18 protein-coding genes are annotated in these 14,445 nt (G+C 58.3%); 13 read left to right on the forward strand and 5 right to left on the reverse strand.

From position 1 onward, the window contains the following. Positions 1-10: 10 nt before the first annotated feature. Genes B347_RS0107870 through pilG form a run of 3 tightly spaced genes read right to left on the reverse strand, consistent with a single transcriptional unit; the run spans position 11 to position 1,393 of the window. Positions 11-556, reverse strand: coding sequence for a chemotaxis protein CheW (locus B347_RS0107870; protein WP_019409154.1), 546 nt, complete (start codon positions 554-556; stop codon positions 11-13). Between the two features lie 10 nt (positions 557-566). Next, positions 567-944, reverse strand: coding sequence for a twitching motility response regulator PilH (pilH, locus tag B347_RS0107875; protein ID WP_026014057.1), 378 nt, complete (start codon positions 942-944; stop codon positions 567-569). 41 nt (positions 945-985) lie between these two features. Continuing rightward, the gene (pilG, locus tag B347_RS0107880) at positions 986-1,393 is read right to left on the reverse strand and encodes a twitching motility response regulator PilG (RefSeq protein WP_019409156.1); all 408 of its coding nucleotides are present in this window, start codon (positions 1,391-1,393) and stop codon (positions 986-988) included. A 340-nt stretch (positions 1,394-1,733) separates the two neighbouring features. On the opposite strand from pilG, the gene gshB reads away from it, so the two are divergent. The 7 genes from gshB to B347_RS0107920 all read left to right on the forward strand — a co-directional run bounded on the left by gshB (position 1,734) and on the right by B347_RS0107920 (position 7,685). Then, positions 1,734-2,705: a glutathione synthase gene (gene gshB, locus B347_RS0107890; RefSeq protein ID WP_019409158.1), complete on the forward strand. Its 972-nt coding sequence runs from the start codon at positions 1,734-1,736 to the stop codon at positions 2,703-2,705. Between the two features lie 101 nt (positions 2,706-2,806). Beyond that, positions 2,807-3,706 (forward strand): energy transducer TonB, encoded by a 900-nt coding sequence (locus B347_RS0107895; protein ID WP_019409159.1) that lies wholly within the window; start codon positions 2,807-2,809, stop codon positions 3,704-3,706. Between the two features lie 79 nt (positions 3,707-3,785). Then, positions 3,786-4,358, forward strand: a complete 573-nt coding sequence (locus B347_RS0107900; RefSeq protein WP_019409160.1) for a YqgE/AlgH family protein — start codon at positions 3,786-3,788, stop codon at positions 4,356-4,358. Beyond that, positions 4,358-4,798, forward strand: a complete 441-nt coding sequence (ruvX, locus tag B347_RS0107905; RefSeq protein ID WP_019409161.1) for a Holliday junction resolvase RuvX — start codon at positions 4,358-4,360, stop codon at positions 4,796-4,798. Before B347_RS0107900 ends, ruvX begins: the two co-directional genes overlap by 1 nt. A gap of 83 nt (positions 4,799-4,881) precedes the next feature. Beyond that, positions 4,882-5,400, forward strand: coding sequence for a bifunctional pyr operon transcriptional regulator/uracil phosphoribosyltransferase PyrR (gene pyrR, locus B347_RS0107910; RefSeq protein ID WP_019409162.1), 519 nt, complete (start codon positions 4,882-4,884; stop codon positions 5,398-5,400). 12 nt (positions 5,401-5,412) lie between these two features. After that, entirely contained in the window at positions 5,413-6,417 is a 1,005-nt protein-coding gene (locus B347_RS0107915; RefSeq protein WP_019409163.1) for an aspartate carbamoyltransferase catalytic subunit, read from the forward strand. Further along, positions 6,414-7,685: a dihydroorotase gene (locus B347_RS0107920; RefSeq protein WP_019409164.1), complete on the forward strand. Its 1,272-nt coding sequence runs from the start codon at positions 6,414-6,416 to the stop codon at positions 7,683-7,685. The genes B347_RS0107915 and B347_RS0107920 overlap by 4 nt, the downstream gene beginning before the upstream one ends. 259 nt (positions 7,686-7,944) lie before the next feature. Here B347_RS0107920 and B347_RS0107925 read toward each other — a convergent pair whose 3' ends face one another. Further along, positions 7,945-8,361: an NINE protein gene (locus B347_RS0107925; RefSeq protein WP_019409165.1), complete on the reverse strand. Its 417-nt coding sequence runs from the start codon at positions 8,359-8,361 to the stop codon at positions 7,945-7,947. A 253-nt stretch (positions 8,362-8,614) separates the two neighbouring features. Between B347_RS0107925 and B347_RS0107930 the strand changes: the two genes are divergently transcribed. Continuing rightward, entirely contained in the window at positions 8,615-9,274 is a 660-nt protein-coding gene (locus B347_RS0107930) for a C40 family peptidase (RefSeq protein WP_026014058.1), read from the forward strand. A gap of 44 nt (positions 9,275-9,318) precedes the next feature. Here the strand turns inward: B347_RS0107930 and B347_RS0107935 are convergent, their stop codons facing one another. Beyond that, positions 9,319-10,308 carry a type IV pilus twitching motility protein PilT gene (locus tag B347_RS0107935; protein ID WP_019409167.1) on the reverse strand — a complete coding sequence of 330 codons (990 nt, stop codon included), beginning with the start codon at positions 10,306-10,308 and terminating at the stop codon, positions 9,319-9,321. Positions 10,309-10,365: 57 nt separating this feature from the next. Here B347_RS0107935 and B347_RS0107940 point away from each other — a divergent pair, with 57 nt between their 5' ends. From B347_RS0107940 to metW, 5 genes are all read left to right on the forward strand, one after another. Beyond that, complete coding sequence (locus B347_RS0107940) at positions 10,366-11,052, forward strand: YggS family pyridoxal phosphate-dependent enzyme (RefSeq protein ID WP_019409168.1); 687 nt, start codon at positions 10,366-10,368, stop codon at positions 11,050-11,052. A gap of 31 nt (positions 11,053-11,083) precedes the next feature. Beyond that, complete coding sequence (gene proC, locus B347_RS0107945; protein ID WP_019409169.1) at positions 11,084-11,902, forward strand: pyrroline-5-carboxylate reductase; 819 nt, start codon at positions 11,084-11,086, stop codon at positions 11,900-11,902. A gap of 11 nt (positions 11,903-11,913) precedes the next feature. Then, positions 11,914-12,501 carry a YggT family protein gene (locus B347_RS0107950; RefSeq protein ID WP_019409170.1) on the forward strand — a complete coding sequence of 196 codons (588 nt, stop codon included), beginning with the start codon at positions 11,914-11,916 and terminating at the stop codon, positions 12,499-12,501. 165 nt (positions 12,502-12,666) lie between these two features. Further along, entirely contained in the window at positions 12,667-13,806 is a 1,140-nt protein-coding gene (metX, locus tag B347_RS0107955; protein ID WP_019409171.1) for a homoserine O-succinyltransferase MetX, read from the forward strand. Positions 13,807-13,813: 7 nt separating this feature from the next. Continuing rightward, complete coding sequence (metW, locus tag B347_RS0107960) at positions 13,814-14,434, forward strand: methionine biosynthesis protein MetW (RefSeq protein WP_019409172.1); 621 nt, start codon at positions 13,814-13,816, stop codon at positions 14,432-14,434. The last annotated feature ends 11 nt before the right edge of the window (positions 14,435-14,445 follow it).

Raw genomic sequence — 14,445 nt, forward strand, 5'->3', positions numbered from 1 at the left:
CGCGCCTTACTCACACCGCCACAGCCCAAAACTGGGGTGCTTGGGCTAGCGCGAACGGGCTGAAAATCCACCACGTGGGCTGACCGGCGAAATGCCCCTGAATATAGGGTGCAAACGAAAGGCCGGGTAAGGCCTGTACATCGGTGTCTAGCTCGGCCTGGGCAAAGTGCTGCATACCCAGCACTTCATCCACTTGCAAGCCAACAAATACGTCTTTGTATTCCAGCACCAGCACGCGCCGTTGCTTGCGCAGGGGCGATAACTCAATCGCGAAAAAGCCGCACAAATCCATAATCGGCAACAGTTGCCCACGCAGGTTGGCCACCCCTTTAACCCAGGGTTTCACGCCCGGCAGCAAGGTAAAGCGCGGCTCGTGGAGGATTTCGGCGATTTCACCCAGGGGCGCTACAAAGCGGTGCTCGCCCATGCGAAAGCCAATGCCGCTCCAGTCCTGAGCCTCGGCCTGCGCTTGCACAGGCACCACACCCGCCGCCAGCGAACGACAGCGCTGGTCTATCTCAAGCAGCAACTCGAAGGCTGTCAGTGAGTCAGGCATCAGAAGGCCATCACTTGTTCGGGTTTCCGCCTAACACCGCGCTCACCGTCTTGATCAGTATCTCTTCGTCAATCGGTTTGGTGATGTAGTCCCTGGCCCCTTGGCGCGTGCCCCAAACCTTATCGGTTTCCTGATCCTTGGTGGTCACGATAATCACCGGGATATGGGTAGTTTCGGCATCTTTGGTCAACTGGCGCGTGGCCTGAAAACCATTAAGCCCCGGCATCACGATGTCCATCATGACCAGATCGGGCTTTTCCAGCCGTGCCAGCGCCACACCATCTGCGCCGTTTTCAGCCTTGAGCACTTCATGACCATGCTTTTCGAGCATGCTGGTCAGTTTGTACATTTCAGTCGGCGAGTCATCGACGATCAGAATGCGAGCCATGGTGTTCCCCATTTGTAAGGTGATCGGCCGACTGGCCGGCGTCATTGAGCGTTCGGGACGACGTTGAAACCAGGCACATGGGCCTTGATTGCACTCAGCAGTTCATCTCGGCTGAAAGGCTTGGTCAAAAATTGATCAGACCCGACAATCCGCCCCTTGGCTTTGTCAAACAACCCATCCTTGGACGACAACATGATCACCGGCGTGGTTTTGAACGCCCGGTTGTTCTTGATCAGCGCGCAGGTCTGATAGCCATCCAGACGCGGCATCATGATATCGACAAAGATGATATGCGGATGATGGTCGACAATCTTGGCCAGGGCATCAAAACCGTCGATCGCCGTAATAACCTCGCAGCCCACGTTTTTCAGCAATGTTTCAGCGGTGCGGCGAATGGTCTTTGAATCGTCGATCACCATCACCTTTAAGGCGCTGGAATGCTTATCCATATGTGCTCTACCATCGCCACGGCGACCCGTTTTGTTACAACTGAGCGGCTTAGAGCCGTAAATCCTTGAAGGACAAGGGCTGTGAGCACTGTGCGAGTCTTTTTAGCACAGACGCGACCTGCAATACACACCTCTCAGTGATCGCTGAAACACATCGTAGGAGCTGCCGAAGGCTGCGATCTTTTGATGTTGGCAGATCAAAAGATCGCAGCCTTCGGCAGCTCCTACGCGGTTTTTGGCCAGCAATCGACACTATGTAGCTTGACCAAGCCCCTGCTCAGCGCCACTCTGGCGCCACTTTTCTACGCCTTTTGCCCACCATTTATTTAAGGAATTTGCCATGAGCGTTCGAGTCGGGATTGTCATGGACCCCATTGCGGGCATCTCCTATAAAAAGGACAGCTCGCTGGCCATGTTGCTGGCCGCACAGGACCGCGGCTGGACCCTGTTCTATATGGAGCAGCAAGACCTTTACCTGAACGAAGGCAAGGCACGGGCGCGGATGAAGCCGCTCAAGGTGTTCGCCAACCCCGAGAAGTGGTTTGAGCTGGACGCCGAGACCGACACAGCCCTGAGCGATCTGGATGTAATCCTGATGCGCAAGGACCCGCCTTTCGACATGGAGTTTGTGTACTCCACCTATTTGCTGGAACAAGCCGAGCGTGACGGCGTCCTGATCGTCAACAAGCCGCAGAGCCTGCGTGACTGCAACGAAAAACTGTTCGCCACCCAATTCACCCAGTGCACACCGCCGACTGTGGTCAGCCGCCGCGCCGACGTACTGCGAGAGTTCGCAGCCCTGCACGGCGACGTGATCCTCAAGCCGCTGGACGGCATGGGCGGCACGTCGATTTTCCGTCATCGGGTGGGCGATCCAAACCTGTCAGTGATCCTCGAAACCCTGACCGCCAACGGCACCCAGCAAATCATGGCCCAAGGCTACCTGCCAGCGATCAAGGACGGCGACAAACGCATCCTGATGATCGACGGCGAGCCTGTTCCGTATTGCCTGGCGCGTATCCCGGCACAGGGTGAAACCCGTGGCAACCTGGCCGCGGGTGGCCGTGGTGAAGCCCGTCCGCTGACCGAAAAAGATCGTTGGATTGCAGCCCAAGTCGGCCCAACCCTGCGTGAAAAAGGCCTGTTGTTTGTAGGCTTGGACGTTATCGGTGAGCACCTGACCGAAATCAACGTCACCAGCCCGACCTGCATCCGCGAAATAGACAACGCCTTTGGCACCAACATCGGCGCCCTGTTGATGGATGCGATAAATCGCAAGCTCGAAGCAGCAAACCACAAGCCGCAAGCCTGAAGCAGACCGCTTTTAACTTAGGCTTCTAGCGTGCGGCTTGCAGCTAAAAACCAACATTGCGGTATCATGCCGAACCGCAAAACCCGCGATGTTGGTTTTTTATGCCCCTGCCCAGCGACCTGCCCCCCGAACTTAGCCACAAAGGCGCGCGTGCGGCTGATCGCCTGGGTTTTACCCTGTTTGTGGCGGCGCTGATCCATATTGCGGTGATTTTGGGCGTGGGCTTCAGCGTCAGTGAACCCAAGCAAATCAGCAAAACTCTGGAAATCACGCTTTCGACCTTCAAGAGCGAAAAAGCGCCTGAGAAAGCCGACTTTCTGGCGCAAGACAACCAGCAGGGCAGCGGCACGCTCGATAAAAAAGCCGTGCCCAAGACCACCGAAATTGCCCCCTTCCAGGACAACGCCGTCAATAAAGTCACGCCTCCTCCGGCGGCCAAGCCGGAGCAGCCTAAAGCGGCGCCCAAAGCGGCGGTGACTACGGTGGCGCCCAAGCCCAAAAAAGCCCCACGCGAACCGCAAAAAGTCGAAACGCAAGCGGCGCCCAAGGCCAGTGTGCCTACGTTCGACAGCTCACAACTGTCTGGCGAGATTTCCAGCCTCGAAGCCGAACTGGCCAACGAACAACAACTGTATGCCAAGCGCCCAAAGATCTACCGCATGAATGCTGCGTCAACCATGCGCGACAAAGGGGCTTGGTATAAAGAAGACTGGCGCAAGAAGATCGAGCGTGTGGGCAACCTAAACTACCCTGAGCAAGCTCGCCGGGAAAAGATCTACGGCAAGCTGCGACTGCTGGTGTCCATCAACCGCGATGGGTCATTGCATGAAGTGCTGGTGCTTGAATCGTCTGGGCAACCGTTGCTGGATCAAGCCGCGCAGCGCATCGTGCGCCTGGCAGCGCCTTTTGCACCCTTTACCGGCGACCTGTCTGATATCGACCGTTTAGAGATCATTCGCACCTGGCGCTTCGGCCCCGGGGACCAGTTGTCGAGTAATTAGTGGGAGCTGTCACTAGGTTGAGCGCCAAACTTCATCCGCCAACTTGTCAGTTCCCCTTGTCAGCGCCACACTTAGGCTCATGAAAAAACACACGCCAACGTACCTCAAGCATCAATTCCTGATCGCCATGCCGCACATGGCTGACCCAAACTTTGCCCACACCTTGACCTACATCGTCGAGCACACGGCCAATGGGGCCATGGGGTTGGTGATCAATCGGCCGATGGAACTGAGCCTGGCGGATATTCTTGAGCAGTTGCGGCCCGATGCGCCAACGTCACCTTTATGCAGCCATGTGCCGATTTACGGCGGCGGCCCGGTGATGGTGGACCGCGGTTTTGTTCTGCACCCCGCCACCATGAACTTTGACGCCACCGTCGAACTGCAGGACGGGCTGGCACTGACCACCTCGGTCGACATCCTCTCCAGCATTGCCGACGGACATGGTCCACAGCGCAGCCTGATTTGCTTGGGCTATGCAGGGTGGGACGCTGGCCAGTTGGAGGCCGAACTGGTCGACAACGCCTGGCTGACCTGCCCGTATTCAACAGACATCCTGTTTGCAACGTCCAGCGAGCTGCGCCTCGACGCGGCCGCTAAACACCTCGGAGTGAACCTTAATTTGCTAACCAGTCAAGCAGGCCATTCCTGATGGCCAGCCTTCGCTTACTGCTGGGTTTCGACTACGGCACCCGCTCCATCGGGGTAGCTGTCGGCCAGATGATCACTGGGCAAGCCCGTGAGCTGTGCAACCTAAAAGCCGAAAACGGCATTCCCAAGTGGGAAGAAATCGAAAAGCTGATCAAAGAATGGCAACCCGACGCTATGGTGGTCGGCATGCCCCTGAACATGGACGGCACCCCGAGCGAGTTCTGCGCCCGCGCGCAAAAATTTGCCAATCGCCTGAATGGCCGCTTCAATCTGCCCGTGTTTACCCACGATGAACGCCTGACGACCTTCGAAGCCAAGGGTGAACGCCGCGCTCAGGGTGGCCAGCGCGGCAGTTATCGCGACAACCCCGTTGATGCCATCGCCGCCAAACTGGTGCTGCAAGGCTGGCTCGACGAACACCCGGAACAACCTCAAGCCTGACGCTGCGTTTGCACCACTGACGCGCCCCATTGTTTGCGCCCGCCGCCGCACGCTTTGCCACGCGGGCCTTTTAAGGAGCCACCATGATCCTGCCTGTTCCCGCTGAACTGATCTCTCAGATGGCCATTGATCTCAAGGCCCATCTGGCCCGTCGCGGCATCACCGAACCCCGTTTCATCGGCATTCGCACCGGCGGCATCTGGGTTGCTCAGGCGCTGCTACGCGCACTGGGCAGCGACTCGCCGCTGGGCACGCTGGACGTGTCCTTCTACCGCGATGACTTCAGCCAAAACGGCCTGCACCCGCAAGTACGTCCCTCAGAGCTGCCGTTCGAGATTGAAGGCCAACACCTGGTGCTGATTGACGACGTGCTGATGAGCGGCCGTACCATCCGCGCCGCGCTGAACGAATTGTTCGACTATGGCCGTCCTGCCAGCGTGACGCTGGTCAGCCTGTTGGACCTGGACGCTGCCGAGTTGCCAATCCGTCCAAACGTGGTGGGCGCCACCTTGTCACTCAAGCCCACCGAGCGAGTGAAATTGTCCGGCCCTGCACCGCTGATCCTCGAGCTTCAAGATTCATCTCTAGACCCAGCCCTTTAAGAGACCATTGCGATGACGCCTACAGACGCCAAGCGCCCGCTACAGCTCAATGATCAGGGCCAGTTGCGCCACTTCCTGTCGCTCGACGGGTTGAACCGCGAGCTGCTGACCGAAATCCTCGACACCGCCGACTCCTTCCTTGAAGTCGGCGCCCGAGCGGTAAAGAAAGTCCCGTTGCTGCGCGGAAAGACGGTGTGCAACGTGTTCTTCGAGAACTCCACACGCACCCGCACCACCTTTGAAATGGCCGCTCAACGCCTGTCTGCCGACGTCATCACACTGAATGTGTCGACCTCGTCCGCGAGCAAGGGCGAAACTCTGCTCGACACCCTTCGAAACCTTGAAGCCATGGCCGCCGACATGTTCGTGGTGCGCCACGGCGACTCCGGCGCCGCGCACTTTATTGCCGAACACGTGTGCCCGCAGGTGGCGATCATCAACGGCGGCGACGGCCGCCACGCGCACCCGACCCAAGGCATGCTCGACATGCTGACGATCCGTCGGCACAAAGGCAGCGTTGAAAACCTCTCGGTGGCCATCGTCGGCGACATCCTGCACTCGCGGGTCGCACGTTCGAACATGATTGCGCTGAAAACCTTGGGCTGTAAGGACATCCGCGTTATCGCACCCAAGACCCTGTTGCCGATCGGTATCGAGCAATATGGCGTGAAGGTGTACACCGACATGAACGAAGGCCTGAAAGACGTCGACGTGGTGATCATGTTGCGCCTACAGCGCGAGCGCATGTCCGGTGGCCTGTTGCCGAGCGAAGGCGAGTTTTACCGCCTGTTTGGCCTGACCACCGCCCGCCTGGCCGGTGCCAAGCCGGACGCGATCGTGATGCACCCTGGCCCGATCAACCGAGGCGTAGAAATTGAGTCGGCAGTGGCTGACGGCCCGCATTCGGTGATCCTCAACCAGGTGACGTATGGCATCGCCGTGCGCATGGCCGTGCTGTCCATGACCATGAGCGGGCAAACAGCCCAGCGCCAATTCGAACAGGAGAAGGCCCAGTGAAGCTCAGCATTCTCGGCGCCCGCGTAATCGACCCAGCGAGCCAGCTGGACCAAGTGACAGACCTGCACATTGAAGCCTGCAAAATAATCGCCATCGGCGCGGCGCCTGCCGGCTTTATTCCGAACCAAACCCTCGACGCCAATGGCCTGGTGGCCGCGCCGGGGCTGGTTGACCTTAACGTCGCCCTGCGTGAGCCGGGTTACAGCCGCAAAGGCACCATCGCCAGCGAAACCCGCGCTGCGGCGGCCGGTGGCGTGACCAGCCTGTGCTGTCCGCCGCACACAAAGCCGGTGCTCGACACCTCGGCGGTGGCCGAGTTGATCCTGGACCGAGCCCGCGAAGCGGGTAACTGCAAAGTGTTCCCGATTGGCGCACTGAGCAAAGGCTTGGAAGGTGAGCAACTGGCCGAACTGATTGCGCTGCGCGACGCCGGTTGCGTGGCGTTCGGCAATGGCCTTAACAGCTTCACCAACACCCGCACCCTGTGCCGGGCGCTGGAATATGCGGCGACGTTCGACCTCACGGTGATTTTTAACTCGCAAGACCGCGACCTGGCCGAAGGTGGCATCGCCCACGACGGCCCGATGGCGGCTTTCCGTGGTTTGCCGGGCATACCGGAAACCGCAGAAACCGTGGCCTTGGCCCGTGACCTGCTGCTGGTTGAGCAAAGTGGCGTGCGTGCACACTTCAGCCAACTGACCAGTGCTCGCGGCGTAGCCCTGATTGCTCAGGCACAGGCACGCGGCCTGAAGGTGACGGCCGATGTGGCGCTGTATCAACTGATTTTGACGGATGAAGCGCTGGTGGACTTCTCCAGCGTGTACCACGTGCAACCGCCACTGCGCACCCGCGCGGACCGCGACGGCCTGCGTGCAGCCGTGAAATCGGGTGTGGTACAGGCTATTTCCAGCCATCACCAGCCTCACGAGCGCGACGCCAAACTGGCACCGTTCGGTGCGACCGAGCCGGGCATGAGCAGCGTCGAACTGTTGTTGCCTTTGGCGATGACGTTGGTAGAAGACGGCCTGCTGGACTTGCCGACCTTGCTCGCCCGCCTCAGCGCAGGCCCGGCTCAGGCGTTGCGTCTGCCGGCAGGTAGCTTGGCGGTGGGTTCGCCTGCGGACCTGGTGCTGTTCGACCCAGCGGCCTCGACGGTTGCCGGTGAAAAATGGCTCTCCAAAGGCGACAACTGCGCGTTCCTCGGCCATTGCCTGCCAAGTGCCGTGCGTTACACACTGGTGGATGGGCGGATCAGTTACGAAGGCTAAGAGCCGCCCTCACCCCAACCCTCTCCCGGAAGGAGAGGGAGCTTTACCGAGGTGTTTTCAGATTCAGCGCAGTACCGTCAGAGTGAAGAGACCCGTCAATATCCCCCGATCAGCCCCCTCTCCCTCCGGAGGGAAAGGGCGCTTTACCGAGGTGTTTTCAGATTCAGCGCAGTACCGTCAGAGTGAAGATACCCGTCAATATCCCTCGATCAGTCCCCTCTCCCTCCGGGAGAGGGTTAGGGTGAGGGGCTTTTGATCTTTAACGGCGTTCAGCGTTCTTGATCGAGATCTGGTCGTTCAAGGTCCAGAAGTCATACAGCACACCGATCAGGAAAAAACCGCCTGTAAACAGGTAGATGATCCCGGTGATCCACTTGCCCATGTACATGCGATGCACGCCAAATACGCCCAGGAACGTCAGCAGAATCCATGACACGTTGTAGTCGGTATCACCTGACGTAAAACGCAGGTCCGCTTCACGGTCCATGCTCGGAATCAGAAACAAGTCGATCAGCCAACCTATTCCCAACAATCCAAAGGTGAAAAACCAGATCGTCCCGGTCACCGGCTTGCCGTAATAGAAGCGGTGCGCCCCCAGAAAACCAAAAATCCAGAGCAAATAACCCAGCACTTTGCTGTGGGTATCGCGCTGTACATCGTCTCGATAGCCGCTCATAAATGCCCTCTTTGCTGCTGATAGAAAAATATTGTGACTTTTTTTGTGACTTTTTTACTGTCTCGCAACAGGTAAAAGTGTCTTACAAAAAATGGCGCAAAGCCTTGTACTACCTGACTTGCACAGTTTCCATGTGACATTTTGTCACCGCATTTAGCCTTTTTGACCCCCAAGTCCAATCGACAAACGGCCTGAGAAAGGACAAAAAAGCTGTTATAAAGTTTCGCGCTAACCACCCATTGAGCCCTGCCGAATGCGTCCTATATTCAAGACATGGCTAACCATTTGCCTATTAATGCCACTGGCCGCCCACGCCACCAACCGTGAGCAACACCTTCCGTCCGGCTTCACTGGCTACACCGCAAAGTCATCTGCGAGTGCTGTTCATGTCGCCACTAACAGCAAAACCACGACCAAAACCGTCGTGCGCCCGACTTCTAGTAAAGTCCACCGCAAGGCCCCCGGCAAAATTGCCACCGCGTCACTGGCCGCTGCCAACAAGCAAAGCAGCGCAGTATTGAGCCGTGCAGTAAACGTGCTGGGTACACCTTATCGTTGGGGCGGCAGTAGCCCAAGTAAAGGGTTCGACTGCAGCGGATTGGTCAAATACGCCTTTAACGACGTAAAGGCGGTGAATCTGCCCCGCAGTTCCAGCGAAATGGCCAGCGGCCATGGCCAAAAGATCGAACGCAAGGATTTGAAACCAGGCGACTTGCTGTTTTTCAACATCAAGAGCCGCAAGGTTAACCACGTTGCCATTTATCTGGGCAATGACCGGTTCATCCACGCGCCACGTCGCGGTAAATCGGTGACCATCGACACCCTGAAAAAGCCTTATTGGCAGAGCCACTATGTGGTTGCCAAGCGTGTACTGCCTAAAGAACAAACCAAGTTGCAGATTGTTCAGCGCTAAGCACGCACATCTGTAGCCGCTGCCGCAGGCTGCGGCTACAGATGTTAGATCAGACCTCTATCTTTCAGCCTTATCAGGCCCATCTCCAGCGTCTGCATGCCCACCGCCCCGCCGGTCTGGATGACTGTGACCATCTGCGCGACCTTGTTTTCCCGGATCAAATTACGAATCGCCGGCGTCGCCAGCATGATTTCGTGAGCGGCTATCCGACCACCACCCACGCGCTTGACCAGTGTTTGAGCAATCACCGCCTGCAGTGACTCAGACAACATGGCCCGCACCATGGCTTTTTCTTCGGCAGGAAACACGTCCACGATCCGGTCGACGGTTTTGGCCGCCGAAGCAGTGTGCAGCGTTGCCAACACCAAATGCCCCGTTTCTGCAGCTGTCAGCGCCAAGCGTATGCTGTCTAGGTCACGCATTTCGCCCAGCATGATTACGTCCGGGTCTTCACGCAGTGCCGCACGCAAGGCTGTCGCCACGCTATGGGTATCACGCGACACTTCACGTTGGCTGATCAGGCATTGGCGCGGCGTGTGAACAAACTCAATCGGGTCTTCAATGGTCAAGATGTGCTGCTGACGGGTGGTGTTGATGTGGTCAATCATTGCCGCCAAGGTGGTCGTCTTGCCCGAGCCGGTCGCACCGGTCACCAGCACCAGACCTTGTGACAGGCTACAGAGCCCTTTGAACACCTCTCCAAGGCCTAAGGACTCGATACTTGGGACTTGCGCAGCAATGCTGCGAAACACCGCCCCAGCGCCACGATGCTGCTCGAAAGCATTGACCCGAAAGCGCCCCAGTCCCGGCACCCTGTACGAAAAATCAGCTTCGTGGTCTGTTTCAAACGCTATGCGCTGCGCGTCGCTCATGACGCTGTGAATGAGTTGGCGCACTTGATCCGGCGCCAGCACCGGCAACGCACAACGCTGCATCTCTCCATCCACCCGCAGCATAGGCTCCACGCCTGCTGACAGGTGCATGTCTGAAGCCCCGTGTTTGACGCTAAACGCCAACAGGTCGGCGATGTCCATACCCCCTCCCAATTCCAGTAGAATGCCGCAGACTTTCACAACGGCGGGCTTAAATGAATGTCCACGATAGCAGGCAACATTGCTCAGGTTGAGGCTCGGATCCGTGCAGCGGCAGAGGCTGTGCAACGTGATGTAACGAGCGTCCACTTACTCGCGGTCAGCAAGACCAAACCCGCAGCCGCCTTGCGCGAAGCGTACGCCGCTGGGATTCGCGACTTTGGCGAAAATTATCTGCAAGAGGCCCGCGCCAAGCAGGTTGAATTAGCTGATCTGCCCTTGTGTTGGCACTTCATCGGCCCCATTCAATCGAACAAGACGCGTGAGATAGCCGAGCATTTCGCGTGGGTGCATTCCGTAGACCGCCTGAAAATTGCCCAGCGCCTGTCAGAACAGCGCCCGGCCGACTTACCGCCGCTAAACATTTGCATCCAGGTCAACGTCAGCGGTGAGGCCAGCAAATCAGGCTGCACACCACACGATCTGCCCGCACTGGCGGCGGCAATCAATGCGCTTCCACGCTTAAAGCTGCGCGGATTGATGGCAATTCCCGAACCCACGGAGGTTCGCGCTGAGCAAGACGCCGCGTTTGCAGCGGTACGCACATTGCAACAGAGCCTTAACCTGGGGCTCGATACACTTTCCATGGGCATGAGCCACGACCTGGAGTCGGCCATTGCCCAAGGCGCCACGTGGGTGCGTATTGGCACCGCGTTATTTGGTGCGCGCGATTACGGCCAGGCTTGAGAACTCGCCTCATTTTTTATAAGGATCGGTTATGAGCAAAACGCGTATTGCCTTTATCGGGGCCGGTAATATGGCTTCCAGCCTGATCGGCGGCCTGCTGGCCAAAGGTCTGGACGCTGCACAGATTCGCGCCAGCGATCCCGGCGCAGAGACTCGGGCCAAGGTAACGGCCGAGCACGGCATTGAAGTGTTTGCTGACAACGCACAGGCCGTGCAAGACGCTGATGTGATTGTGATCGCGGTCAAGCCACAGGCCATGAAGGCTGTGTGCCAAGACCTGCGCCCGCACCTCAAACCGCATCAACTGCTGGTGTCGATTGCCGCCGGTATCACCTGCGCCAGCCTGCTGAACTGGCTAGGCAACCAGCCGTTGGTGCGTTGCATGCCTAACACCCCAGCGTTGCTGGGCAAAGGCGTGAGCGGCCTGTTTGCCACCGCCGATGTCACCGCCGAGCAGCGTCAACAGGCGGATGAACTGCTGTCGGCCGTAGGCATTGTGCTGTGGGTAGATACAGAAGCGCAGATCGACGCAGTGACCGCTGTTTCTGGCAGCGGCCCAGCGTATTTCTTCTTGCTGATCGAAGCCATGACCGCCGCAGGCGTCAAACTCGGCCTGCCGCGTGAAGTGGCCGAGCAATTGGCGCAGCACACCGCACTGGGCGCCGCCCACATGGCCGTTGCCAGCGATGTCGACGCCGCCGAGTTGCGCCGTCGCGTCACCTCGCCTGCGGGCACCACAGAAGCTGCGATCACGTCATTCCAGGCGGATGGTTTTGAAGCCATCGTCGAAAAAGCATTGAGTGCCGCCGCGCACCGCTCGGCCGAAATGGCCGAACAACTGGGTCAATAAAGGAGCACATGATGTCTGGACTTAATGGCGCTGCCATTTTCGTGATTCAAACCCTGGGTAGCCTCTACCTGCTGATCGTGCTGCTGCGCTTCATCCTGCAATTGGTACGGGCCAACTTTTACAACCCGTTGTGCCAGTTCACCGTCAAAGCCACCCAACCGCTGCTCAAGCCCCTGCGCCGCGTGATCCCGAGCCTGTTCGGGCTGGACATGTCATCGCTGGTATTGGCCATCATCGTGCAGATGGTGATCTTCGCCGTGGTGCTGACCCTCAGCTACATGTCGTTCAACATACTGGGCCTGCTGGCTTGGGCAATCATTGGCGTGACCGCGCTGTTCTTGAAGGTGTTCTTCTTCGCCATGATCATCAGCGTGATCCTGTCGTGGGTGGCACCGGGCAGCAGCAGCCCCGGCGCTGAGCTGGTCAACCAGATCACTGAACCTGCACTGGCACCGTTCCGGCGCTTCCTGCCAAGCATGGGCGGCCTGGATATTTCGCCGATTCTGGCCTTCATGGTGATCCAACTGATCCAAAGCTACGTGATCCCGCCTTTGGCAATGTACGTGGGCATGCCGGTCGTGTTGTTCGGCCTGATCTAACGAAAAAACCTGTAGGAGCAGCCGGTCGACGCTCGATTGCCTCGCGATCTTTTAAAACATCAAAAGATCGCGAGGCAAGCTCGTTCCTATAGAGGTTTGAGCATTGCTTGCTGCCCTGCCCCCCGCTCATTAGACTTACGCCTCATTTAAATGAGAGCAGGGTCGATGCCAACTGCCTTTCCCCCCGATTCCGTTGGTCTGGTTGTGCCGCAAATGGCGCACTTCAGCGAACCGCTGGCATTAGCCTGTGGCCGCTCACTGCCTGCCTATGATCTGATTTATGAAACCTACGGTCAGCTCAATGCCACAGCCAGCAACGCTGTGCTGATCTGCCATGCGCTATCCGGGCACCATCATGCTGCCGGTTTCCACAGTGCCGACGAGCGCAAGCCCGGCTGGTGGGACAGTTGCATTGGCCCCGGCAAGCCGATTGATACCACCAAGTTCTTCGTGGTCAGCCTCAACAACCTCGGTGGCTGCAACGGATCAACTGGGCCGAGCAGCCTCAACCCCGAAACCGGCCGTCCGTTTGGCGCCGATTTCCCGGTGCTGACGGTCGAGGACTGGGTACACAGCCAGGCCCGCCTAGCTGACCGTCTTGGGATCAACCAGTGGGCTGCCGTGATCGGTGGCAGTCTGGGCGGCATGCAAGCGTTGCAATGGAGCATCAGCTACCCGGATCGCCTGCGCCATTGTCTGGCCATTGCCTCGGCGCCCAAGTTGTCGGCACAAAACATCGCATTCAACGAAGTCGCCCGCCAGGCCATTCTCACCGACCCGGAGTTCCACGGCGGCTCATTCCAGGAAAAAGGCGTTATCCCCAAGCGCGGCCTGATGCTGGCGCGCATGGTCGGGCACATCACCTACCTGTCCGATGACTCCATGGGCGAGAAATTCGGCCGTGGCCTGAAGAACGAAAACCTCAACTACGACTTCCACAGCGTGGAGTTCCAGGTTGAAAGCTACCTGCGTTATCAGGGTGAAGAGTTCTCCGGGCGTTTCGACGCCAATACCTACCTGCTGATGACCAAGGCGCTCGACTACTTCGACCCGGCAGCCAACTTCGACGATGACCTGGCCAAAACCTTTGCTGGGGCCAAGGCGCGCTTTTGCGTGATGTCGTTCACCACCGACTGGCGCTTTTCACCCGCGCGCTCGCGTGAACTGGTGGACGCGTTGATGGCTGCCAAAAAAGACGTCTGCTACCTGGAAATCGACGCTCCGCAAGGCCATGACGCCTTCCTGATCCCGATCCCGCGCTACCTGCAAGCCTTCAGCAACTACATGAACCGCATAGAACTGTGAGAACGCCATGAGAGCCGACCTGGAAATCATCCAAGACTGGATCCCCGCCGGCAGCCGCGTGCTCGACCTCGGTTGTGGTGATGGCGAACTGCTGAGCTGGCTGCGCGACAACAAGCAAGTCACCGGCTACGGCCTGGAAAACGACCCGGACAATATCGCCGAGTGTGTCGCCAAAGGCATCAACGTCATCGAGCAGGACCTGGACAAGGGGCTGGGCAACTTCGCCAGCAACAGCTTCGACATCGTGGTCATGACGCAGGCGCTGCAAGCCGTGCACTATCCCGACCGGATTCTTGACGAAATGCTGCGCGTCGGGCGCCAGTGCATCATCACCTTCCCGAACTTCGGTCACTGGCGCTGCCGCTGGTATTTGGCCAGCAAGGGCCGGATGCCGGTGTCTGAGTTTCTGCCGTACACCTGGTACAACACGCCGAACATTCACTTCTGCACCTTCGAAGACTTCGAGGCGCTGTGCAGTGAGCGCGAAGCCCGTGTGATCAATCGGCTTGCCGTGGATCAACAACACCGCCACGGGTGGGCGAGTAAGTTATGGCCTAACCTGTTAGGCGAGATAGGCATTTACCGTGTCAGCAGTCCTAGCCTACAGGATCACCAAATCGCAGTTTAAATGAGTGTGTT

Source organism: Pseudomonas psychrophila HA-4, assembly GCF_000282975.1.
In the GTDB taxonomy this organism is placed as follows: Bacteria; Pseudomonadota; Gammaproteobacteria; order Pseudomonadales; family Pseudomonadaceae; genus Aquipseudomonas; species Aquipseudomonas psychrophila_A.

Bases quoted from the DNA above. Each gene is read 5' to 3' on its own strand.
- B347_RS0107870 (WP_019409154.1), bottom strand. From the start codon at position 556: ATGCCTGACTCACTGACAGCCTTCGAGTTGCTGCTTGAGATAGACCAG.
- metX (WP_019409171.1), top strand. From the start codon at position 12,667: ATGCCAACTGCCTTTCCCCCCGATTCCGTTGGTCTGGTTGTGCCGCAA.
- B347_RS0107935 (WP_019409167.1), bottom strand. From the start codon at position 10,308: ATGGACATCGCCGACCTGTTGGCGTTTAGCGTCAAACACGGGGCTTCA.
- proC (WP_019409169.1), top strand. From the start codon at position 11,084: ATGAGCAAAACGCGTATTGCCTTTATCGGGGCCGGTAATATGGCTTCC.
- B347_RS0107925 (WP_019409165.1), bottom strand. From the start codon at position 8,361: ATGAGCGGCTATCGAGACGATGTACAGCGCGATACCCACAGCAAAGTG.
- B347_RS0107930 (WP_026014058.1), top strand. From the start codon at position 8,615: ATGCGTCCTATATTCAAGACATGGCTAACCATTTGCCTATTAATGCCA.
- pilH (WP_026014057.1), bottom strand. From the start codon at position 944: ATGGCTCGCATTCTGATCGTCGATGACTCGCCGACTGAAATGTACAAA.
- pyrR (WP_019409162.1), top strand. From the start codon at position 4,882: ATGATCCTGCCTGTTCCCGCTGAACTGATCTCTCAGATGGCCATTGAT.
- pilG (WP_019409156.1), bottom strand. From the start codon at position 1,393: ATGGATAAGCATTCCAGCGCCTTAAAGGTGATGGTGATCGACGATTCA.
- gshB (WP_019409158.1), top strand. From the start codon at position 1,734: ATGAGCGTTCGAGTCGGGATTGTCATGGACCCCATTGCGGGCATCTCC.
- B347_RS0107895 (WP_019409159.1), top strand. From the start codon at position 2,807: ATGCCCCTGCCCAGCGACCTGCCCCCCGAACTTAGCCACAAAGGCGCG.
- ruvX (WP_019409161.1), top strand. From the start codon at position 4,358: ATGGCCAGCCTTCGCTTACTGCTGGGTTTCGACTACGGCACCCGCTCC.
- B347_RS0107915 (WP_019409163.1), top strand. From the start codon at position 5,413: ATGACGCCTACAGACGCCAAGCGCCCGCTACAGCTCAATGATCAGGGC.
- B347_RS0107900 (WP_019409160.1), top strand. From the start codon at position 3,786: ATGAAAAAACACACGCCAACGTACCTCAAGCATCAATTCCTGATCGCC.
- metW (WP_019409172.1), top strand. From the start codon at position 13,814: ATGAGAGCCGACCTGGAAATCATCCAAGACTGGATCCCCGCCGGCAGC.
- B347_RS0107950 (WP_019409170.1), top strand. From the start codon at position 11,914: ATGTCTGGACTTAATGGCGCTGCCATTTTCGTGATTCAAACCCTGGGT.
- B347_RS0107940 (WP_019409168.1), top strand. From the start codon at position 10,366: ATGTCCACGATAGCAGGCAACATTGCTCAGGTTGAGGCTCGGATCCGT.